This window comes from Shewanella sp. 5S214 (genome assembly GCF_041439795.1).
Taxonomy (GTDB): Bacteria; Pseudomonadota; Gammaproteobacteria; order Enterobacterales; family Shewanellaceae; genus Shewanella; species Shewanella vesiculosa.
In genome coordinates this window covers 111176-133730 of sequence record NZ_JBGOOV010000004.1, presented here as the reverse complement: position 1 = coordinate 133730, position 22555 = coordinate 111176, and the positions used below count along the sequence as shown (strand labels likewise).

At 41.4% G+C, this 22555-nt stretch carries 18 protein-coding genes and 1 tRNA gene; 8 read left to right on the top strand and 11 right to left on the bottom strand.

Annotated features, from left to right (window positions below; genetic code table 11):
- The first annotated feature begins 335 nt into the window (after positions 1 to 335).
- Complete coding sequence (locus ACED29_RS03975) at positions 336 to 758, top strand: organic hydroperoxide resistance protein (protein ID WP_182696790.1); 423 nt, start codon at positions 336 to 338, stop codon at positions 756 to 758.
- Positions 759 to 881: 123 nt separating this feature from the next.
- On the opposite strand, the gene ACED29_RS03970 is transcribed toward ACED29_RS03975, so the two are convergent.
- From ACED29_RS03970 to ACED29_RS03955, 4 genes are all read right to left on the bottom strand, one after another.
- Positions 882 to 2060 (bottom strand): tetratricopeptide repeat protein, encoded by a 1179-nt coding sequence (locus ACED29_RS03970; protein WP_371697098.1) that lies wholly within the window; start codon positions 2058 to 2060, stop codon positions 882 to 884.
- A 196-nt stretch (positions 2061 to 2256) separates the two neighbouring features.
- Positions 2257 to 3267, bottom strand: a complete 1011-nt coding sequence (locus ACED29_RS03965; RefSeq protein WP_371697137.1) for an LLM class flavin-dependent oxidoreductase — start codon at positions 3265 to 3267, stop codon at positions 2257 to 2259.
- Between the two features lie 33 nt (positions 3268 to 3300).
- Positions 3301 to 3825: a DUF3087 domain-containing protein gene (locus ACED29_RS03960; RefSeq protein ID WP_371697097.1), complete on the bottom strand. Its 525-nt coding sequence runs from the start codon at positions 3823 to 3825 to the stop codon at positions 3301 to 3303.
- Between the two features lie 296 nt (positions 3826 to 4121).
- On the bottom strand, positions 4122 to 4889 hold the full coding sequence (locus ACED29_RS03955; protein ID WP_182696793.1) for an SDR family NAD(P)-dependent oxidoreductase: 768 nt from the start codon (positions 4887 to 4889) through the stop codon (positions 4122 to 4124).
- A gap of 105 nt (positions 4890 to 4994) precedes the next feature.
- Here ACED29_RS03955 and ACED29_RS03950 point away from each other — a divergent pair, with 105 nt between their 5' ends.
- The gene (locus tag ACED29_RS03950) at positions 4995 to 5330 is read left to right on the top strand and encodes a helix-turn-helix domain-containing protein (RefSeq protein WP_124015188.1); all 336 of its coding nucleotides are present in this window, start codon (positions 4995 to 4997) and stop codon (positions 5328 to 5330) included.
- A 45-nt stretch (positions 5331 to 5375) separates the two neighbouring features.
- On the opposite strand, the gene ACED29_RS03945 is transcribed toward ACED29_RS03950, so the two are convergent.
- On the bottom strand, positions 5376 to 6848 hold the full coding sequence (locus tag ACED29_RS03945) for an MBL fold metallo-hydrolase RNA specificity domain-containing protein (RefSeq protein WP_371697096.1): 1473 nt from the start codon (positions 6846 to 6848) through the stop codon (positions 5376 to 5378).
- Positions 6849 to 7218: 370 nt separating this feature from the next.
- Here ACED29_RS03945 and ACED29_RS03940 point away from each other — a divergent pair, with 370 nt between their 5' ends.
- On the top strand, positions 7219 to 8427 hold the full coding sequence (locus tag ACED29_RS03940; protein WP_371697095.1) for a porin: 1209 nt from the start codon (positions 7219 to 7221) through the stop codon (positions 8425 to 8427).
- Positions 8428 to 8578: 151 nt separating this feature from the next.
- On the opposite strand, the gene ACED29_RS03935 is transcribed toward ACED29_RS03940, so the two are convergent.
- Together ACED29_RS03935 and ACED29_RS03930 are read right to left on the bottom strand one after the other, a co-directional pair.
- On the bottom strand, positions 8579 to 9088 hold the full coding sequence (locus ACED29_RS03935; protein WP_124015191.1) for a peptidylprolyl isomerase: 510 nt from the start codon (positions 9086 to 9088) through the stop codon (positions 8579 to 8581).
- Positions 9089 to 9182: 94 nt separating this feature from the next.
- Entirely contained in the window at positions 9183 to 10523 is a 1341-nt protein-coding gene (locus tag ACED29_RS03930) for a M20 family metallopeptidase (RefSeq protein ID WP_371697094.1), read from the bottom strand.
- Positions 10524 to 10675: 152 nt separating this feature from the next.
- On the opposite strand from ACED29_RS03930, the gene ACED29_RS03925 reads away from it, so the two are divergent.
- Complete coding sequence (locus ACED29_RS03925) at positions 10676 to 11194, top strand: GNAT family N-acetyltransferase (RefSeq protein WP_371697093.1); 519 nt, start codon at positions 10676 to 10678, stop codon at positions 11192 to 11194.
- A 657-nt stretch (positions 11195 to 11851) separates the two neighbouring features.
- Entirely contained in the window at positions 11852 to 13753 is a 1902-nt protein-coding gene (locus tag ACED29_RS03920; RefSeq protein WP_182741200.1) for an EAL domain-containing protein, read from the top strand.
- An 81-nt stretch (positions 13754 to 13834) separates the two neighbouring features.
- Here the strand turns inward: ACED29_RS03920 and ACED29_RS03915 are convergent, their stop codons facing one another.
- The 3 genes from ACED29_RS03915 to ACED29_RS03905 all read right to left on the bottom strand — a co-directional run bounded on the left by ACED29_RS03915 (position 13835) and on the right by ACED29_RS03905 (position 18188).
- Complete coding sequence (locus ACED29_RS03915; protein WP_371697092.1) at positions 13835 to 15046, bottom strand: FAD-binding oxidoreductase; 1212 nt, start codon at positions 15044 to 15046, stop codon at positions 13835 to 13837.
- Positions 15047 to 15159: 113 nt separating this feature from the next.
- Positions 15160 to 16818: a hydroxylamine reductase gene (gene hcp, locus ACED29_RS03910; RefSeq protein ID WP_124015196.1), complete on the bottom strand. Its 1659-nt coding sequence runs from the start codon at positions 16816 to 16818 to the stop codon at positions 15160 to 15162.
- Positions 16819 to 17201: 383 nt separating this feature from the next.
- A complete protein-coding gene (locus ACED29_RS03905) occupies positions 17202 to 18188 on the bottom strand; it encodes a DUF4382 domain-containing protein (protein ID WP_371697091.1) in 987 nt (328 codons plus the stop codon).
- 276 nt (positions 18189 to 18464) lie between these two features.
- On the opposite strand from ACED29_RS03905, the gene ACED29_RS03900 reads away from it, so the two are divergent.
- Entirely contained in the window at positions 18465 to 19133 is a 669-nt protein-coding gene (locus ACED29_RS03900) for a DUF3157 family protein (RefSeq protein ID WP_371697090.1), read from the top strand.
- 145 nt (positions 19134 to 19278) lie between these two features.
- On the opposite strand, the gene ACED29_RS03895 is transcribed toward ACED29_RS03900, so the two are convergent.
- Positions 19279 to 19539, bottom strand: coding sequence for a DUF5062 family protein (locus ACED29_RS03895; protein ID WP_124015199.1), 261 nt, complete (start codon positions 19537 to 19539; stop codon positions 19279 to 19281).
- 326 nt (positions 19540 to 19865) lie between these two features.
- On the opposite strand from ACED29_RS03895, the gene ACED29_RS03890 reads away from it, so the two are divergent.
- A complete protein-coding gene (locus tag ACED29_RS03890) occupies positions 19866 to 22016 on the top strand; it encodes a M3 family metallopeptidase (protein ID WP_182696803.1) in 2151 nt (716 codons plus the stop codon).
- 198 nt (positions 22017 to 22214) lie between these two features.
- Positions 22215 to 22304, top strand: a tRNA-Ser gene (locus tag ACED29_RS03885).
- Positions 22305 to 22555 lie beyond the last annotated feature (251 nt).

The window sequence follows — 22555 nt, the reverse complement described above, 5'->3', positions numbered from 1 at the left end:
CTTAGCATCGCCTAAGAGGTCTAATGAGATGCTATTGTGAAAGCAAATGATGACATAAAGGTGACAGAAGAATGACAAGCTAATCAAATTGATACCGCAATGAAAATACTCTTTACGCCAATCAAATCGTGATAGGCAGACATAATAGAAAATTAAATTGCACACAATGTAGTTGCAAAAGTAAAAAACTAGGCCTATAGTGAACACAATTAGATTGCACACAACCTAATGTCGTTAACCAGTTAATGATGAGCTATCTACACAATTTAGATATCAGCCAGGGCAATCAACAGAATTGATACAACAATATCTTTAACTACTTTATGAGGTCTATTATGAAAGCGTTATACACAACTTCAGCTACAGCTCTTGCAGGTCGTAATGGCCAAGTTTCTACCGACGACAAAAAAGTCGATTTACAATTAAGCTACCCAAAAGAAATGGGTGGTAGTGGTGAGTTTACTAACCCAGAACAGTTATTTGCTTCAGGTTATGCAGCGTGTTTTTCTAACGCAATTTTGCATGTCGCTGGCCAAACTAAAGTGGCTATCAAGGCAGCTCCAACCACAGCGACGGTCGGTATTGGCGCCAATGATAATGGTGGCTTTGCATTGACAGTGGCACTAGCCGTTGAACTTGATTTAGACCAAGCAGAAGCTGAACAGTTAGTTAAAACAGCGCACCAAGTTTGCCCATACTCAAACGCAGTACGTGGCAATATTGATGTAAAGTTAACCGTAAATGGCCAAGCTATTTAAGCTGTTATAAATTAGTTTCACTGATTTAAACACCAAAAAACCAAGACATCTATCTTGGTTTTTTTATGTTTATGTCAAAGGTTGTCATGCTTGTAAGCAACTGTGGTATGAAGCGTCAAAAAGCTAATCAGACACATTGTTTAACATATCTAATTTTGCTAAATAATGCTTTTTACTGTCTGGCATATCAGTCAGTTCTATCGCTTTTTTTAATATTTTCTGAGCCTTTTCTGTATTGCCTAGGCCCAATTGAGCTCTGGCTAGCGCAAAATAAGCCGGATGGAAATAAGGCGCGTTATCGATAAACTTCTCGAGGAAGGTGACTGTGGTTTGATAATCTTTGAACTCCAATGCCTCAATACCCAAACTGTAGTAGCTATATGGGTTACTCGACTCAAGCGACAACAAGTATTGGTCGATCTTTTTTGCTGCTACAACTCTGTTTTGTAATTCCAGTAATAGGCGATAATTACTTAATACTGCCAAGGAATTCGGCTTAATATCAAGGGCATGCAGGTAGAGTTTTTCAGCTGTCTGTTCGTCGCCTAAGCGCCGATGAGTAATGGCCATCATATTGATCAAAGCATCATAATCTGGCGCTAGCATTAACCCTCGCTCAAGTAATATAAAAGCAAATTCATACTGTTTTGCTAGCATGGCATCGGCCGCTAAATTACGATAAAACATCGCTAAAAATTCAGATTCTGAGACGATGGCACCAGTGCGATCAAAACGATCCGGAAAATAATCAATCACAGTAGCAGTGCCGCCACTAAAAAAATGCCCACTTGGTTTCTCATCATACAAAAATGTGCGCACATGGTCTGAGGTGACAAGAAAGTCTGAAGTAATATTGGTCAATATTGGCGCAGCATGAACCACCTGAAATATCGGATACACATTCAATTCTTTTGCAACTGAATAGGTCAATAATGCCAATGCCATACAATTACCAGATTGATTCTTCCATGACTCAGTACTGGTATAATTTTTGCCTTCATAATTAAAATTAGTCATTTTATGCTTAATGAACTCAGACACTTTTAAGCGATTGGGCAGTGCTTTAATATTATCTTTGGCGATAAATGCAGCTAATTCTTGTCGCTGTGCTTCAGACAAATACGTCAGACTAGCAATCTCAGGGACATTTTCAGTAGAAGTGGAATAGATCAGTGCTTGATTAAACTGTGGTAAATCAGAAGCGTGTTGGCTATTTTTTGAATGGACAGAGCAAGCGCTAAGTAAAACAGTACAGAATAATAAGGCAAGCTTCGGGTGGCATAAATGCTTAACGATCAACATTGGCAACATTCCGTGTAGTCATTGATTAACTTAATATGAATCAATTCAATCAACATGGCAAGGCAACCCAAATAGCCATATTAGAAATCATTCGCGCCCACTTTATTAATGAACACTGATTTGTTATGACATAAAAAAAGCGCTCACAAGCTGTGAGCGCTTTAATCCATCTTTACGGGATGTGATTCAAACTATTTTATTGTTTCACGCTCATTAAAATATCCAGGGCACGTAAACGATGCTCGCTGTCATACAAATCATTAGTAAACATCAACTCATCAATACCAAGCTGTTCAACAAACACTTCTAGACGATGTTTAATGGTTGCGGGTCCACCGCAAATAGACAAACTTAAAAAGCTATCAACATAGTTTTTTTCTTGTTCGCTCCATAAACCATCCATGCTGTCGATCGGCGGCTTCAGCCACATCTCTTGACCACGAATTAACGCTAAAATACGTTGTTTAGAGGTCGTACTAAGATGCTGAGCCTCAGCATCGGTAGGCGCGGCCACTAAAGGCAAACCCACCATCACATAAGGTTTATCTAACATGGCAGAAGGGGTAAATTCTCGTCGATAAAGCGCTATGGCATCAGACAGAAAACGTGGCGCAAAGTGGCCTGCAAACACATAAGGTAAACCACGCTGAGCGGCTAATTTAGCACTGAATAAGCTAGAGCCTAATAACCAAATCGGCACATTGGTATCCTCTCCAGGGATCGCCCGTACTGCTTTATCGTGACGGTTTTCACGCTGTTGACTTGGGCCGAGTAACGACTGCAACTCGCTCACTTCATCAGGAAAATGCTCTGCCCTTTGATTATCACGATTAAGCGCTAAACTAGTCACAGGATCACTGCCTGGTGCGCGGCCCAGGCCTAAATCAATTCGTCCCGGATACAAGCTAGCCAAAGTGCCAAACTGCTCTGCTACCACTAGTGGAGGATGATTAGGCAACATAATACCACCAGCACCAACACGAATGTGCTTGGTACCGCCGGCAATGTAACCTATTAAAATCGAAGTAGCCGAACAAATAATGCCCGGCATATTGTGGTGCTCTGCCAACCAAAAACGATTAAAACCAAGGCTTTCGGCGTGTTGGGCATAACGCAAACTACCTTGTAAAGTGTCTGATATGGTGGAATCTTCGCGCATCGGCGCAAGTTCGAGTAATGAAAAAGGAATATCTGCCAATATTGACATCATGGCTCCTTATTGTAGGTAAAATAGAGGGTACTAAAAAGCTTGCAACATCTCGGGAGTAAACTCTTCTACATCAATTGAATACCCAGCAGCATCAATACACTGTTGGAGTTTTTCCAATTCATTATTGACATTTGATATAGTTAAGGTGTTGTTATCTAAGTTATAAACTAAAGATAAACTTTGATAATAGAAACTAAGTATCACTAACGCATCGCGATTATTATCTTTAGCGGCTTGTTGTACTGATTTCAGTTTACGGAAAATTTTGTTTTGTAGCTGCTTTAACTGCCACACGTAATACACTTCATAAAATCTGGGCTTATGACGTAAATTGCGAACTAATAAAATACACGCCATTATCGCTAAAATAAAACCGGTAAAGTTCAGATGGAAATTGCCCGTCGACTCAACACCCGCGAGCTGTTTAACGCCAAAGAAATAAATCATCAGTTGCCCAAACACCAAAGATAAAATAGCCAGTGTTGCCACTAAGCCGATTTGCACTTGATTGTTAACTGAACGGTATCGGCTTTTATCTATGTTAACTAACTTCATCACGCTGCTCACATCACTTATTTGTGCATAGCTTAACGTGTCAGAGTGATTTATAGAATGAAATATTAACGCTTATTAAATGTGATTTAATCTAATCAGCCTCAAAATATGACCTCTGCTAACAAAAGGCGAACCAGATCGCCCCTTGCCAACTAACATCGGACATTAATGCCTCAACCTGCGCATTAGCGCATCGCGACAACTTAATCGTCGGATACTCAACACTCGGTTAGATATTAGGGCAATAGCCAAACAGTAACGACCATGGCTACTGTATTGGCTGTTTAGCAGTATAATTAGTTACGGCCAGCCATTACGCCGCCATCAATATCCCACACGGCTCCGGTCACCCAAGATGCTTGCTCTGATAACAAAAACACTATGCTATTAGCAACATCGGTCGGACTGCCCACTCTGCCGATAGGATGAAATGCATTAAAGCTTTCAAGCACACCGGTCATATCTTGCGGTTCAATAAATGCTTCATAAATTGGCGTGCTAACAACGGCTGGCGATACTGCATTCACTCGAATATGACTGTCTGCCAGTTCCATTGCCATGTGTTGAGTTAACGCATGTAAACCTGCTTTAGCCATAGAATAGGCACTTGATGGTGTGGCTTTGATGGCTTGTTTAGCCCACATAGACCCAATATTCACTATGCTGCCACCGCCATGTTTAACCATGTTTTTAGCAACCGCTTGGGAAATAACAAAAATCGCTTTGTTAAGTTCCATATAAATATCGTAATCACTCACTTGATGCTCTAAAAATGGCTTAGGATTAAAGTATCCAGCGGCATTCACTAAGTGTGCAATATGATGATCAGTTGCGTCGATCATCTTGAGCAAACGTGCTAAGTCTTCTGCGTCGTATAAATTAGCTTGAAATCCGCTAACATGTCCTAATGATGATAGCTGCGCCACAGCCGTATTAAGCTTATCAGCCTTGTTACCCACAATAATGGTATCGATACCTTGAGTGACTAATTGCTTAGCCGTTTCAAAACCAATACCACTCGTACCGCCAATAATTAGCGCTGTTTTTGAAGTTAAATTCGTCATGTGTTCGCACCTAATGTAATAGTAATTGTGGTAAGCTTATTGGTAAACTATCCTTTTGAATAGTAAGTACAAATCGGTTACATGGGTACTTTTAGGTACATATTAATGAATACAAACGAAAAATTATTTACCCGAAAATCGGCGCCAGAAAAAAGTGCTCGTATGGTTGAAACCATTTACGGCTGCAAATGGTCGTTAACTGTGTATCAGTTATTGGCTAATAACATCAATCGCCCTGGTGAAATGGTCAAATCGGTTGAAGGCCTGAGCACTAAAGTGTTGAATCAATGCCTAAAGAAAAACATCGAATTCGGCATTTTAAATAAAACCAACTATCCTGAAATTCCACCTAGAGTAGAATACGAGGTAACCGAGTTTGGGCAAAAGTTTATGCGTATTTTAGATGATATTGAAAAACTGCAACACGAAATTGATGCTTAACCCGCAGGCTAAGCAATCGATCACCTAATAACACATTAACTCGAGTCACGTTTCTGGTATCTCATTAGATTCACTTGCCTTATTCAGCCATACCAACTCAGGCAAAGCGTTTAAATCTAAGCAATCTCCGCGCTGGGCAATGGCACTATTTTTCGGTTTATGAGTGGCATCTTGATTCAATGCTTCAATTAATACTTGTTGCGCTTTTGACTCACCATGCACCAAAATCACCGGGGGTGCTTGATGAAAATGCTGATACCAACTCAATAATTCGGTTTGATCGGCATGAGCAGATAAGCCCCCCACAGTATGAAGACGGGCAGCCACCTTAACGCTCTGGCCATGAATAGTGAGTTCTGTTGCCCCATCCACTAATAGTCGCCCGGGTGTACCTAGTGCCTGAAAACCACAAATAATAATATCGGCTTCGGTACGCCACAAATTATGCACAAAATGATTGCGAATACGGCCGCCATTACACATACCGCTGCCCGCAATAATAATCAGCCCTTTATGAATATCATTAAGCTCTATCGACTCTTCGGTACTATTAATAAACTCAGCGCAAGACAACAAGGGATGCTTCCCGGGAGATAAGCGGGTAAAGCGCTTAAAATCATCGTCCATTAATGGGTAATTATTAACATATATCTCAGTAGCCTTTATCGCCATAGGGCTGTCTAAGCAAATACGCCAACCAGATAAATCCCACTCTTTGGCATATAAATGAAACAAATATAACAACTCTTGGGCACGCCCAACCGAAAACGCGGGAATTAAAATATTGCCACGACTCTGATGAATCGTATCTTTAAAGATGGATTTCAACTCGACCAAGGTATCTTGCCAACTGCGGTGAGTTCTATCGCCATAGGTGCTTTCCATCAACACCAAATCGGCTTGTTCAATAAAGGTTGGGTCATCCAATATAGGCATGCCTGCTCGGCCTAAGTCACCACTAAACACCAGTTTTTTTTGCTCAGGTTTATTGCCTAACCACAACTCAACCACAGCAGAACCTAGAATATGCCCGGCATCAGACAAACAAACTTCTACCGCATCGGCAACCTGCACTCGTTGACCGTAATCTACCACCTCAAATTGTGCCATCACTTGATCGACATCTTTCTCAGTAAATAACGGCTCAAGCAGCGCTAAATCATGTTTAGCTCGTTTTTTATTTTGCCTGTCGGTATCTCTTTCTTGCAGCATGGCCGCATCGCGCAACATGACATCACATAACTGCGCAGTGGCTTTTTGAGTATAAATGGGGCCAGTAAACCCCTGATTAATCAAATAAGGCAAACGGCCGGAATGATCAATGTGTGCATGGCTTAATACTACTGCATGGATTTGTGTCGCATCGAATGGAAAAGGATCGTGATTACGTAACGCGTCAGCTTTACTCCCTTGAATTAAGCCACAATCAAGCAGCACTTGCTGTCCATTGACTGTGAGTAAATGGCAAGATCCAGTGACCTCTTCCGTTGCGCCGAAAAACTGCAAAGTCATGTGCATAGTGTTGCTCCCGAAAAAATCGATAACAGTGCCTAATTAAGCGTATGACATTTGAAGAATAAAGTAGCGATCTACATCAAATTAATTACAGATAAAATACACACCACTATGACTGGGTAAAAAACCACCCAACATGCATAAGCAACCACCAATTAACATTTGCTTACAATTATTAACTGACACCTAACTCGCTATTAACACGAGCTTTAGCTAAGTCATTGAACAATGCATTTTATGATGTATATCGCCTTTTTTGAGCATATTTCACTTTGTTAGTCGACTGATGGTTTGCTACTCTCCGTCGTCTCAATGGAAAGATATATTAACGGACTAAGCTGTGCTTACTCAAATAACAAGACAAGAGATTAAAATGAATAGAACTTTAGTTGCAGCATTGATTTCAACCATTCTGGTTATCCCTTCGGCCTCAGCAATCGAAATTTATAAAGATGATGTCAATGCTGTTAAAATTGGCGGATTTATCGATGCGCGCGTCATCAATACCCAAGGCGAAACAGAAGTTGTTAACGGTGCTTCTCGAATTAATTTTGGTTTTAGTCGTCAATTACAAAATGATTGGAAAGCATACGCTTTGCTTGAATGGGGTGTAAACCCTGTAGGCAGCACAGATATTGTGTATAACAACCGCTTTGAATCAATCCAAGAAGAGTTTTTCTATAACCGTCTTGGCTATGCAGGTTTATCACACGACAAATACGGTAGCATCACAATTGGCAAGCAGTGGGGTGCTTGGTATGACGTGGTATACAGTACCAACTATGGTTTTGTGTGGGACGGTAACACTGCCGGTGTTTATACTTATAACAAAGATGACGGCGCGGTAAACGGTGTTGGTCGTGGCGACAAAACTGTTCAATATCGTAACAGTTTTGGCGATGTCAGTTTTGCAGTACAGGCGCAACTTAAAAACAGCGCTTTCTATACTTGCGATATTGAAAATATTACTCAAGATGCCTGTGAAGAATTATGGGCAGCAAGTTCACCTTCTGCGCAACAAGTTGAGTATAACTACACCTATGGTGGTGCAGTAACTTATCAAGCAACAGACAAATTAGTGTTAACTGCTGGTGTTAACCGCGGTGAGTTTGATGTGACCTTTGGTAATGGCACTTCATCTACTGCTGTTGATCTTATTTACGGCATGGGCATTACTTGGGGCAACTTTGACCAGAATGGTTTTTATGCTGCTGCCAACGTCAACAAAAATGAAAATCATGACACAGACAATATCGGCCGTTTAATTAACGATGCTGTAGGTCTTGAATCATTATTCTCATACAAGTTTGATAACAATATTCGTACGTTCTTGTCGTATAACATATTGGATGCTGGCACTAACTATGTCATCCAACCTAACTATAATGCTGACCCAAATGACATGTTCAAACGTCAGTTTTTCGTAGTAGGTTTACATTATGTATTTGATCCAGATACTGTTGTGTATATTGAAGCGCGTCGTGATTACAGCGATTTCACCAGCGCAGACAAAGCACAACAAGCAAGAATGGAAGTGTCTGAAGATGACGGCGTTGCCATTGGTATCCGTTTCACACTTTAATGTAATTTGGTGTTAATTGCCGATCAAAAAAAGGTTCGACATCACTGTCGAACCTTTTTTATATTTATGCCTTTAAGCACAGACCAAAACTGAAACGTTAAGTAAGTTAATTGATTTAAGTCACTGAATCAAAACTCTTAAATCAACAATCTCAAGCCACGGTTTTTTCGTCAATAATAGTCACTTTCTCAACAATAATAGGTTCACGCGGCACATCTTCATGGCCAGCCATGGTGGTAGTTTTCACCCGCTCCATTTGCTGAATAACATCCATCCCCGCTGTGACTTTAGCAAATACAGCATAACCCCAGCCAGCATTAGTCATGGCTGCATGGTCGAGAAAATCATTGTCGGCAACATTAATGAAGAACTGCCCAGTAGCAGAATGTGGTGCATCTGTTCGCGCCATCGCTAATGTGCCGATCACGTTTTTCAAGCCTTTATTGGCTTCATTGGCAATCGGGTCACGAGTGGGTTTTTCTTTCATTTTGGCAGTTAAGCCACCACCTTGCACCATAAAGCCTTTAATCACTCGATGAAATATCGTTCCTTCATAAAAGCCGTCTTGGCAATATTTTAAAAAGTTCTTTGATGAAACTGGCGCGCGTTCCATTTCCAGTTCTACGGTAAAATCGCCAAGATTAGTTGTAAAAACAATCATATACTGCCCACGGGGTTAAAAATGAGAATAGCCGCCATTATAGCTGCTATTCCACTTATCGCTAAAGGAAATCCTATCGCTGAACACTTGGCATTTATTGCGCTGGCTGATTAAATAAATCCATCGCGGTGCGCGTCATCGCTCTTACACCAGTGCGAATCGTTAACGGATAATCGGGTGCAAACTGACTCGAATGCAAAGACGGTAAGGTATCGCCAGACTCAAGGCTCGCTTGATACAGGCTAGGGTCGACCCCGCCAAGCCAAAATAAGGTAATAGGACGTTTCTCTGGCGTGAGTCCATATAAACCAAAATCTTCGCCAGCCATTACTGGCGGTGCTACCAGCACATTATCACGACCTAACTCGGCTTCAATACTGGCTTTAACCTTAGCGGCTAATGAGGGATCGTTATACGTTGAAGGGATAGTTTCATCATCATGCACATACACCACAGGCATAAGGTCATCAGGCAAACCTGCACTTATTGCGATACCCGAAGTAATCCGTTTAATCGCCGCTATTTGCTGCTCACGAACCTTAGGATTGTAAGAGCGTAATGTCAGTTGCAGCTTGACCTCATCGGAAATAATATTGTGCTTTGATCCACCATGGATCGAGCCAACAGTTACCACATTAGGCTCTAATGGTGACACTTCGCGGCTAACAATGGTTTGCAGTGCAAGTACGGTGCGCGCAGCAATAACAACCGGATCTATGGTTGCGTGCGGATAAGCGCCATGGCCGCCTTTCCCCTTAATGGTAATATCAACCGAATCAACATTCGCCAAGGCATAACCGCTTACGGTGCCGACTTTTCCTGCTGGAATTGCTGCACTAACATGTAAACCAATAATACTATCTGGTGTTGGGAATTGATCAAATAACCCCTGTTTAAGCATGGCTTTTGCACCACCACCGACCTCCTCTGCTGGTTGAGCCACCATCATTAACGTACCTTGCCAATCGGCTTTGTGAAGCATCAATTGTTGTGCTGTGCCAATTAAACTGGTCATGTGAATGTCATGGCCACAACCATGCATAATCCCCACGGTATTATTACTGGCATCTACTGTGGTCACGGTCGAGGCATATTCTTTGCCCGTTTGTTCAATAATAGGTAAGCCATCGATGTCAGCGCGGATCATCACCACTGGCCCATTACCATTTTTAACAATGCCAACCACACCATAACCACCAAAATTTGACGTCACTTCAAAACCGAGTTGTTTGAGCTCTTGCGCCATACGTTGACTAGTGGCTTTTTCTTGATATGACAATTCAGGGTGTTGATGCAAATGTAAATAAAGCTGCTCAAGTTTAGGCAAAGCTTTAGTGACAGATTGATCAAGTTCACTTGCAGCTGCTGTCAATGACAGTGACGCAGCTGAAATCGCTAACGCTAATAACGGGTAAACAACACGAAGGCAGGCCATATTATTCTTAATTGTCGGAAATTGAATATGTTAACCTACCACAAGCTTAGGCCACTTTGTAATGGGTTTTAATTTCCTGGCACTCGCTTAAAAGATTAACTCATTGTGGTCATACAGAGGATAAGCAGGGAAACCAATCAAAAGGAAAAATAATGAAAGTCATTACTGAAACGCCAAGGTTAATTATTCGCGAATTTACTCTTGAAGACGCTCCTGCAGTATTGCACTTTAATACCCCTGAGCAGGTTAATCGTTACACTGGCGATGCGGGAGTGTGCACAAGGTTGCAAGATGCAGAAAACATCATTCGTGATATTTGGTTAGTTGAATATCAAAAGTACGGTTTTGGTCGTTGGGCTGTGGTCCTTAAAGATAGCAATACTGTTATTGGGTTTTGCGGTTTTAAAAATGAAATCCGCATCAATGCCATTGATATTGGCTACCGCTTACATCCAGATTATTGGGGGATAGGTTTAGCCACTGAAGCTAATAAGGCTTGTATTGAATACGCAAACAAACATATGAATTTAGACATTGTTTATGCCGATGTAGCCGATGCCAACAGCAGTTCAATTAATGTTGCGACTAAACTAGGAATGACCTACCACTCCCAATACCAAGATGGCGAGTTGACCTTCAATCGTTATGTGATGTCATTTAACAACAAATAACGACCTCTGATCCCAAGTTAAGGTTAAATACTAAATTTAACAAAAGCTCTAACCGCACATTGCTTGCCTGCTTTGCCAATAAAGCAGGCTTTATGATCCAAGCTGACTATTAGCCAAGCTCATGTTTCACTATCAAGTCCAGCTTATAAAAAAAGCAAATTCGATTATAAAATAACCACTTGTAAGCAAAGAGATAAAAGTCATTTTTGAATGATTTTTTTATACACTAAATTAAACACTATCAATGCCAAGCCAATCCATATAACCAGACCAGCTGCGCTCGAACTCGCGACAAAAACATTAATAACCAACATAGTGATAGTATTTTATGTTAGCTTGTTATTGTACGTTGTAAGGGATCGATGCGAGATTCATGGATGAAAGAGTAGCTACGGCAGTTAGCCCGTTATGTAGCATCACAATGGACTCTTTAGAAATTACCCAACCAGTATTTCCCTTCATTCAAGACCTCACACTATCTCGTTGCACTTTACACAAAACTTTTAAGCATTTGATTTTAAAACAATTTGTAACGATTCACTATTTTAAATGTTAATAATCTCGAATTCGCCAATGTTACAGAGTGGCGACCTGTTGACGTATCTCGTTACGTACAAACAGTATGTTTTTTGAGTAACAATAAAATAAGAGGTCATAATGTTGTTGAAAAATAACACCATTTCAATACCGCCAGAAATGCTAACGTCTTGGCAAACGGCTGTCGACCTCATCGCCAAGGTCGCTAAAGTGCCAGCATCATTAATCATGAAACTTCATGCTAATGAAGTGGAAGTCTGTGTCGCCAACAATAACACTGACAACCCATATACACCCGGGATGAAGGGCAAGCTAGGCCATGGCTTATATTGTGAATCAGTGATTAAACAGCAAACTGAATTACACGTTGAGAATGCATTAAACGACCCCCTTTGGAGCCAAAATCCAGATCTTGCCCATGGGATGATTTCTTATTACGGCTTACCACTCAATTGGCCCAACGGCGAGACCTTTGGCACCATTTGCGTATCAGACAAAAAAGCAAAAGGCTACTCCGCCGACATAATCATGCTATTGGAGTGCTTTCGTAAAAATGTTGAAAGTAATCTAGAAATACTTGATCAAAAGGAAAAACTGGTACAAGCCAACTTACTATTAGAAACTCGTATTGCGCAGCGGACTTTTGAATTAGAGAAGCTTAACAATGAATTAATGCAGGAAATCGACTCACGAGTTGCAGCGGAAAAACTATTAGATATTCAACAACGTTTTGATATCGTTACTGGCTTGCCTAAATTCAATCAGCTCGAAACCATGTTTAACCAACTGACGACAAAAAATGAATTTACCTGTATTTCAGTAATCCATTTCAGCATCACCAACTTAAAAGTCGTTCAAGACGGTTTAGGTTATGACATCAGTGAAAAAGTGCGAAGTATAGTGGCGCAAAAGCTACAACGCTTTATGACGAATAACACCTATATTGCCATTGTCAGTGAGACGACCTTCTGTATCGTTATCACCACAAAAAAACGGCTGTTCGCGGATAAAATAGCGAATTTTTGCTGTCGATTATGTCAGCACTTTGGCCAAGAAATTTATGTCGAAGACTTGTCATTATCCGTTACCACCGCAATGGGAGTCGCATTTTATCCTAACGATGGTAGCCGATTTATGGACCTATCGAGAAAATCCAGTGCGGCTCTGTCTCATTGTGAAACAGGTAATAGTAATAGCTATAAGTTCTTTAACCAAAAAATGGAATCTGAACTGTCTAGTCGCATACAAATGGAATCATTACTAAGAGGCGCACTTAAACGCGATGAGTTGTCGTTACATTACCAACCGTTTGTATGCACACAAAGCAAAAATGTTGTCGGTGCTGAAGTGCTGATAAGATGGCATAACCCAACGTTAGGCCAAGTTTCACCAACTGAATTTATTGAAATTGCAGAACATTCAGGACAGATCATTGAACTGGGTTATTTTGTATTAAGAAGTGCGCTGAAACAATTAGCTTATTGGCGAGAACTCTATAATCAAGATTTTTATCTGGCGATCAATATGTCACCCATACAGCTAAAAGACAGCTACCTGGTCGACAAGATTGTTAACTTGCTTGAGTTATACAAAATACCTGGCCATTTACTTGAAATTGAGCTGACCGAGAATGCGTTAATCCACGATACAGTATGTGCCCAAGATGTATTGAGTAAGTTAAATCAGCACGGGATCCGTTTATCGTTAGATGATTTTGGTACTGGCTATTCGTCACTCAGTTACTTACAACATTATCCGTTTAATTCGGTTAAAATTGATCGCAGTTTTATTCGCAATCTTGATACCTCAGAACAGAGCCGACAGTTAGTCAGCACCATTATTGCCATGGCAAATAACTTACAGTTGTCATTGGTTGCAGAAGGTGTTGAAAATCAATTTCAAGCCGACTTTGTGGCGACACAAGGCGCCAACATATGGCAGGGTTATTATTTGGGTAAACCAGTAGATGCTGATGATTTTGCCCAACAATACTTAATCACCTCGATCACCTCACAAGATTAGTCGTAACCAAGAGTAGACTCGTAGCATTAAATGTTTACTGGCTAAGTGTTGAAGCTATAAATAGGGAGATATTTACCCTAATCACATTTGTAAGCGCACATTCGAGGTTATTTTAGTTGAACAGGCCAACACAAACCCCGCGGAAATTTCGTCTGGCGTTAACGCCATTTGACTAGACGATACTGTGGTGCCTGAAACAACCTGGCATTTACACGCACCGCATACGCCAGAACGACATGCGGCAATTATCGGTATCTTTGCTGACTCGATACCATCAAGTAGGCTTTGATCGCCGCTTAACGGCACCTGTTTGTCACCTATACTCAACATAAACTGCTCGGTTGATGGATTACTTTCTAATGCAGCTTTCAACCCCATGGCACTACTGGCACCAAAGCTTTCTTGATTGAATTGACTCATATCAAATTCGGCAGCTTCAAGCATTAATTTTACTGCCGCCATGTAGGGTTCAGGTCCGCACACAAATACGGTACGCTGTTGATAATCTGGCACTAACTTAACTAAGGTTGCTAAACTTAAACGACCACTTTCACAACTTGTAGAGGCATATTTATCAGTCAAATTTTGCTGATTATCATCAGACTCAAGTACATAATTAAGATTAAAATGTTGGCTACGAGATGCCATCGTCGCCATTGAATTGGCAAACATAATGTCATCGACCGTCTTGGCACTGTGTACAAAGGCAATATCGCTATCGGTGGTGGTATCGCAAAGCCAGCGCGACATAGAATGCATTGGCGTCACACCGCAACCGGCGCTTAAAAATAAGTATTTATCGGCCTCAATGTCGACCAAGTTAAATATCCCATCTGGGCCAGTCACTGTCACTTCATCACCTACGTTGAGCGACTCAGTTAAGTAATTAGACACCACGCCACCAGCGATTTTTTTAATCGTCACCACTAATGAAAATGGTCGTGAAGGTGACGATGAAATAGTGTAACTGCGATAAACCTTGTCGCCATTAATATCTAACTTAAAGGTAATAAACTGCCCCGGTTTAAAATTAAATTTAACCGGTGTAAGGCCCTGAAAGCGAAAGCTGACCACATCGTGGGTTTCATGCCATTTTTCAACACAGCAAAGCTGTACCTCGCCTCGTTGCCAGTTATCGGCAGCCAAAAGTGCTTTCGGACTAACCTGTGCTGTAGATTCAAGCGTTAGCGTGGTCTTGATAACGGGGGCCTCGTTAACAGGTGTAACGGGTTTAGCTGCTTGGGCACAAAGCGCTTGTGAAAATGAAAAACCAACTGAGGGAGTACTACTCATTTTGATACCTTTAACGCAGTAAAAAACACAGATAGCAATATGAAAATCTCATATCGTTTTAGTCGTAATCGTGCAAACAAGCCTGGCTTAGATGCACGATTGTTATGACAGGATTACGCTACCTTGATCATCGCTTTTAAGTCTGATTCAACATCGGTAGTGGTACGTAAACCAAATTGTTGCTCAAGGATATTTGCCAAGTTTTCAGTTAAGAACCCTGGTGCACTTGGGCCTGTACGAATGTTTTTCACCCCTAGAGATAGCAAGGTTAACAACACTACAATCGCTTTTTGCTCAAACCACGACAACACAATGCTTAACGGTAAGTCATTAAGGTCACATTCAAAAATGTCCTTTAACGCTAACGCTAACTGAATCGCCGAATAAGCATCATTACACTGGCCAATATCTAACAAGCGTGGCACACCATTAATGTCGCCAAATTCCAATTTATTGAATTTGTACTTACCACAACCTAAGGTCAAAATAATTGAATCATCAGGCACAGACTTAGCTAAGTCAGTAAAGTAATTGCGCTCTAATTTGTCACCATCACAACCACCAATTAAGAAGAAGTGCTTAATAGAACCATTCTTAACGTTTTCAACCACTGTTGGTGCTGCAGCCATTAATGCATTGCGAGCAAAACCGATAGTGATAATGTGAGGGATTTCATCATAGATAAAGCCTTCAAGCGCGAGTGCTTTGTTAATCACTTCGCTAAAGTCATCACCTTCAACATGGGTCACACCAGGCCAACCGACAATACTGCGGGTATAAATGCGGTCAGAGTATTCACCCACTGTAGGGTCGATAATGCAGTTTGAGGTCATCACCACTGCGCCAGGGAAAGTGGCGAATTCTTTTTGCTGATTCTGCCAAGCACCGCCGTAGTTACCGACTAAATGCGCGTATTTTTTAAAGGCTGGGTAAGCCAAAGCGGGTAACATCTCACCGTGAGTAAAGACATTAATGCCCTTGCCTTCGGTTTGTTGCAGAATAAGCTCTAAATCTTTCATGTCGTGGCCAGACACTAAAATCGCCTTGCCTTTAACAGATTTTGTATTTACTTGCGTTGGCTCTGGGTGGCCAAATGAGGTAGTTTCACCTAAATCTAACATCGCCATAATGCGATAGTTTAATTGGCCAATTTGCATTGCTGTAGCAAATAATTTGTCAGCATCAATAGAGTCTTCGCCTAAGAATGCCATGATGTTATGGAACTCAGCAGCCACATCAACGTCAGTTTGATCTAATACGCGAGCATGCTCCATATAAGCAGCCGCACCTTTTAAACCGTATAAACATAATAAACGTAAGCCAAGAATATCTTCATGCACGTCACCACGATTAGGCAGTGCCATGGGTGCTTGGGCTAACATTTCAGGCTTTGAAGCGCCGAGCAATAACTCGCCTTGGGCGCTGACCATTTCTGGCTCTACGCCCTTGCCTTTACAGGCAGCCATATAAGCCGCTTTTAATTGGTCACGATAGGTTTGAGCCTGATAGGCATAATCAATTAAACGGTCATCATCAAAGTTGACGTTAGTCAGTGTGGCAAAAAAGGCTTTAGGGACAAACACATCAATGTCGCTGTCTACAATGCCAAACTCACGGGCTTTAACTGCGTAAGCCGACACGCCTTGCAGCATATAAATTAATAAATCTTGAATATCAGACGTCGACGCTAACTTGCCGCACATACCTTGCGAGTAACTACAGCCATTGCCTTCCGGTGTTCTAATGGTTTGCTCACATTGCACACAAAACATAACTCTACTCCTTAAATATTATTCATGTATAAATTTTACATGTTAAAGATGAGTTTACGCTTTACCCTGTAAATCAACAGCCGTTTTTGGCACTAATGTCAGCTTTTATGAGCTACATCACCTTCAGCAATCGCTAATATTAGCGGTTGGTTATTGGGTCATTTCGATGGGGATAACTGGGGTTATGACGCGCAAACATTATTATCGTTCGCAACATAATGAGCATAAATATCGGAAAATAACCTAGCTAGAGTCAGTAAGACATACAAGCAATGATGTCTTACTGATTGTTAGTTGATTGACCAAATCAAATGGGTAAAAAGTCTTGTTAAAAAAAATATAACGCATTAATAAAATGATAGAAAGTTCAACTAGCCTCAGCACTAGCCACCATGCCCTTGATGATGGCCACCATTGCCGTTGCCGCACTCATGTATCGTTTGTTGTCCGCCGAGAGGGCCAGATTCAATGGTGATAGCGCCTGCATCTTCATACATAGCAAAAGGCCCTGCGCTAATGTCATCAATGATTGGATCATCTAAATGACCTAAACAACTATAACCAACGCGGTAATTGCCTACAGGCAAATAGCCCATTGCAAAATACCAATCTCCATCCGCAGTTTGTAACAATCGGCTCACCGATAACGGAGCCGTTAGCCCTGCTGGATGTGTTGTGCCCATATCGGCCATTTGAGCAACAGAGGTGACACTTTCAGGATATAAATAGGCTAAATGATAAAACTCCCCACCAACAGGAGTGATAGCAGCATAGTCAGTTTCACAATTGGCAATCCATTGCGGATCAACCTCGCCAATTAAATGTCCCATTTGACTATTATCCACTGACCACATTGCACTATGACTTAATTGGTATTGTTCCTGCTCCCTTAATAAACCCCGATATAAGTTAATTTCCAACGTCATTACACGTTGTTGGTTAGCAATAATCTCAACATCATCTATTGGTAAATAACCATTTTCAACTTGCAAACTATGACGACCTTGACCATCTTCAACATAACAACCTTGATTGCCATCACCCTGATCAATTGTCACGTGAACATTATGATATTGGCCAACAGGTAGATCGATATTATCAATGGCAAGATGCCGGTTCATGCCTTGATAATCGAGTAAATTAAACTCCCTATGTTGCAAACTATAACGGTGAATTTCACCCGCTGCGTCTGTCATAACAAGTTCATTCATCACTAATCCTAACCGAGACACTCCAGCCATAGGCGCATCAGACACCCCTAAAGAAAACTGCCCTAAAGGGATAACCTCATCGGTTGTGCTATCGCTGCCACCACAAGCGCTTAGTAATAAAACCGTAGATAACATTAATACTGAATAATAAGTTTTCATCACACGTCCTCTATGTATTCGAAACCCAACCAGTGTTGCGCACAAAGAGGTACCTAAATTTGATCAACATCAACAAACTGCGTTTAAAACAGTATATTTTTTAACCTTAAACTCACCATCTACAGTGGACTTACGCATAACCTAGCCACAGCGAGAAAACCATACTTAACATGCGCGGATATAATATGGATCTACAATCTTACTTTATTTCCAATTCGACGATAAAAGTACGTAGAATGAACCAAAGTAGTACCGACTTTCAATCAGGACGAATAGATGAAAACCAAACTTAATGCGATCGCATCAGCCCTATTTTTATTCCTTGCTCCAGCAGCAATGGCCGCCGATGTCGCGGTGATCACCTTAGAAAATGGCGCCAATGTTCGCCTAAAAGACGATTTCACTTGGGAATACATCATTACTGAAACCGTAACCCAAGCAGAGCTCGCCGCTAAAGCAGGCATCACAGAGCAAACAAGCATAGCAACCCCCGCTACAATTGCACCAGCAGCCCCTGTTGCAGTGCCAACGGTAACCATGCCCACTGCGCCAGTAGTTAATACTCAGATATCAACTACCCGTTTAACAGCAATGGCGTTAGCACAGCCAGAATTATTAGCGAGTACGGCTAAAGATGGCATTAAAATCACCCTTGCAGACACAAAATGGAAAGGCGATAAACTCGGCTTAGTGTTCGATTTTGACAGCACCAGCAACGAACATGTCACGGTTGTTGAAGTTGAAGTGAGTTTTTACAATGACATGGGTGAGTTGCTTAAAACAGAAAAGCTTGAAGCCTGGGAAGCGATATTCCGTATGCCAGAAACGTACCTGCGCAAAGGCCAGCATCGTCAAAGTGATGCAATTTGGGTAGAAGGTATTAATAAGCAGCAATGGCAAAAGCAGTTGATAAGCTTAAAAATTGTTGAAATTGAATCACGCTAGGTCAATAGCTAAACACTAAAGTATCTACGAAATATAACAGTCTGGATTAAAGCCAGTACCAGCAATATACCCTTAACATCAATAAAAAAGCCCAAATGAAATAGCATTTCATTTGGGCTTAATTTTATGATGCCTGTTAATAACGTTAGTTTAATAACTCATGCTCTTTAGGCAGCTGCTTACTAATCCACAATATCAATTTATGTTTGCGATTCGGGCCATCATCTTTATCTTCGGCCAAGGGCTGAATTAAATTGTCTTGCACTAATAATCGATAAATACACTCGATTTTATCTTTTGGTGAAATGCCTTTGCCAAAATCATCAAAACCACGCTTTTGCGCATATCCCATGCCAATCTCCATCGCGAGCTTGAGCAGTTTTGTATCGTGTTTACCTGCTTTCATCTATCACCCTCATCGTGCTACTTATTGCTATTAAGCTACGCGAATATAGCTAAATTAGCACTACAATTGCGCTCGATTTGCAGCAAAATCTAACAAATATCACTATTGGCAACTTTAGTTACAATAATTAATCTTAGTTAATCCCTTTAACCTTTGCGGCAAGGCACAGGCTTGGTATTGTATTAAGTTATACCAACTGATGAGCAACCGCTTATTTTTGAGTTTGGTACGATTTCATTACGTTTTTATTGTCACTATTCAGCCACGCAACACATTTTGAATAGGCATACAAACACCTAAAAGGGCCAAGACCCAAGGATATTACAATGCGTAAAACACTTATTACCACTGCAGTTAGTGCTGCATTGATGCTCAGCGCGTGTTCAGAGCAATCAGCAAACACCTCAGCGGCAGCCGAAACAGTAGAAGCATCAACCATGACCCAAGCACCAGCAACTGCTGAAAACGTTCTGTTAACACCAAGCCCTTTACAATACATGGCTCCTCAGTTCGACAAGATAACCACCAGCGAATACTTACCAGCATTTGAGCAAGGCATAAAAGAACATAATGCTGAACTCGCAGCAATTACTAATAACAGTGAAGCGGCCACATTCGACAATACTATTGTTGCACTTGAAAAAACCGGTGCGATTTTAGATCGCACTCAACGGGTATTTTTCAATCTGTCAGGGCTCATTTCAGATGACAACTTCACCAGTATTGAAGAACAAATCGTACCGAAACTAACGGCACATCAAGACAATATCTATCTTGATGATAAGTTATTTGCTCGCATTCAAGCGGTTTATAAAAACAAAGCAACATTAACTGGTGAAGACTTACGTTTAGTTGAAGTGTATTACGACCGTTTTGTCCGTGCCGGCGCTAAACTGTCTAATGCAGACAAAACTAAAATGCGTGAATTAAACGGTGAATTGGCTAAATTTGAAACCAGTTTCTCGCAAAACGTATTGAAATCATTTAAAGATGACGTCATCGTCGTGACAGACAAAGCCATGCTAGATGGTTTATCAGACAGTGACATCGCTTCATTGGCCGCTGCCGCAAAAGATGCTGGCAAAACTGGCTACATGATCACCTTAGTCAACACCACCACTCAGCCGCTATTGTCTAGCCTGAAAAACCGCGATTTACGTAAACAGCTATGGGAAACTTCAGCTTATCGCGCCATGGACACTAACGCGCCATTAAACATCAAAATTGCTCAACTGCGCGCACAAAAAGCTGAACTACTCGGCTACCCAACATGGGCTGCTTATTCTCTTGGCGACCAAATGGCCAAAACCCCAGAAGCCGTTTACGAAATTCTCGACGATTTAGCCCCTAAAGCACTGGTTAAAGCAAAAGTGGAAGCCGCGGATATTCAAGCTGAAATCGTTAAAGACGGTAAAGACTTCAAACTTGAGCCATGGGACTGGGCTTACTATGCTGAAAAAGTTCGTAAAGCCAAATATGACCTAGATGACGGCCAAGTTAAGCCATACTTTGAAATGAATACCGTATTAAACGACGGTTTATTCTTTGCAATGAATAAACTTTACGGCATCACGGTAAAACCTCGTACAGACTTACCTGTGTGGCAAGAAGACGTCACCGCATATGAAATCTTTAATAAAGACGGTAGCTCTATTGGTTTATTCTATTTAGACCCATACGCGCGCCAAGGCAAGCGTGGCGGTGCATGGATGGATGAGTTAGTCAGCCAGTCATTCTTAAAAGGCACTAAGCCTGTTGTCTACAACGCACTGAACATTCCAAAGCCAGCCGACGGTCAACCAACGCTAATGACATTCGACGAAGTGAGCACCATGTTCCATGAATTTGGGCATGCTATTCACGGGTTATTCTCACAAGTTAACTATCCAAGCCTTGCTGGCACGTTAACAGCTCGTGACTTTGTTGAGTTTCCATCACAAGCAAACGAAGACTGGAGTATCGACCCACAAGTGCTAGCCAACTACGCTAAGCATTATAAAACAGGCGAACCTATTCCAGCAGAGCTACTGGCTAAAGTATTAAAGTCACATACCTTTAACCAAGGTTTCGGCACAGTTGAATACTTAGCAGCAGCCTTACTGGATATGGAATGGCACTCAATTACTTCAGATACTGAAATCACTGACGTGGCAACCTTTGAAAAACAAGCACTCGCAAAACACGGTTTGGATTACACACCAGTGCCTCCTCGCTATAAAACCACCTACTTTAGCCACAGCTTCGGTGGCGGTTACTCAGCAGGTTACTACGCGTACTTGTGGACTGAAGTTTTTGCCGCTGACGCGTTCTCTTACATGATGGATAACGGTGGATTAACCTTAGAAAATGGCCAAAAATACCGTGACACTATTTTGTCAAAAGGTAACAGCCAAGATCTGATGCAAGACTACATCGACTTTACTGGTAAGAAACCATCAACGGATGCTTTATTAAAACGTCGTGGTTTAGTTAACTAGGTATTATTGTCGTTACAGCAGCCTCTCTTATTGGCAATTCGCCAGTAAGAGAGGTCAGTAGCGAAAGCGCTTTAAAGACTAAAAAGGGTAAATATTGTGCAAACGCGAGCCTTTTTGTGTCATTTTGCACATTTGTTGTGCCATCGAACACATCAAGGCTTTACATTTTCGCCAATACCCTTATTATTCACCGCGTTCGGAGGGATGGCAGAGTGGTCGAATGCACCGGTCTTGAAAACCGGCAACGGTTTATCCCGTTCTAGGGTTCAAATCCCTATCCCTCCGCCACATTCAATGAAAAAGCCTTATCAGAAATGATAGGGCTTTTTTGTGTCTGTAACATTTGAATCCAGGGTTCCTATTATAAAAGATCGCTATCCCTCCGCCACATTCAAATAAAAAGGCCCGCTATTTATAGCGGGCCTTTTTATTGGGCGAAAGATAGGACTTTGAGCCCACGGGTTCCTTTTTATTACAAGCAAGCTATCCCTCCGCCACATTCAATGAAAAAGCCTTATCAGAAATGATAGGGCTTTTTT